This is a genomic window from Streptomyces recifensis (genome assembly GCF_002154615.1).
GTDB classification, from domain to species: Bacteria; Actinomycetota; Actinomycetes; order Streptomycetales; family Streptomycetaceae; genus Streptomyces; species Streptomyces griseoluteus.
In genome coordinates this window covers 1-634 of sequence record NZ_MUNH01000703.1, presented here as the reverse complement: position 1 = coordinate 634, position 634 = coordinate 1, and the positions used below count along the sequence as shown (strand labels likewise).

The window sequence follows — 634 nt, the reverse complement described above, 5'->3', positions numbered from 1 at the left end:
CGACCTGCTGAACGTGCTGGAGGAGGGGGAGTTCGAGATTCCGGAGCTGCGCCGCCTGGCGGACCGGCTGCCCGACGGGGAGGCCGAGGTGCTCACCGCCGACGGCGCCAAGGTCCGGGTGCGCGACGGCCGGGTGCGCTGCACGTCCTTCCCCTTCGTAGTGCTCACCAGCAACGGCGAACGGGACTTCCCCGCACCGCTGATGCGCCGCTGCATCCACCTGGAGCTGGGCCGCCCGGACCACAACCGGCTCGCCACCTTCGTCCGCGCCCACCTCGGGGACGAGGCCGCACGGGCCGGTGACGATCTCATCGCCCGCTTCCTGGAGCGCTCGCGCAGTGAACTGCTCGCCACCGACCAGCTGCTGAACGCCCTCTACCTCACCGACGCGGCCGCCCCGCCGAGCCGGGAGCGCCTGGCCGACCTGCTCATCCAGCGACTCGACCGCCCGAGGTGAGCAGCCGATGCCCGACGCACCGGCACGACACGGCCCCGACACCCCCGACCCGCTCGCCGCACTCGTGCTCCAGTTGCGGGGGGCCGGCCTCGAACCCGACGTGGAGGGGCTGAGCGACGCCCTGTGGCTGGCCCGGTGGACGGGCGAGCGGGAGCCGGCCGGCGCGGCCGAGCGGGC

At 74.6% G+C, this 634-nt stretch carries 1 pseudogene; it reads left to right on the top strand.

What is annotated here, in order from left to right:
* Nucleotides 1–457, top strand: a pseudogene (locus CCN33_RS28615) (AAA family ATPase); the annotation flags it as partial.
* Between the last annotated feature and the right edge of the window lie 177 nt (nucleotides 458–634).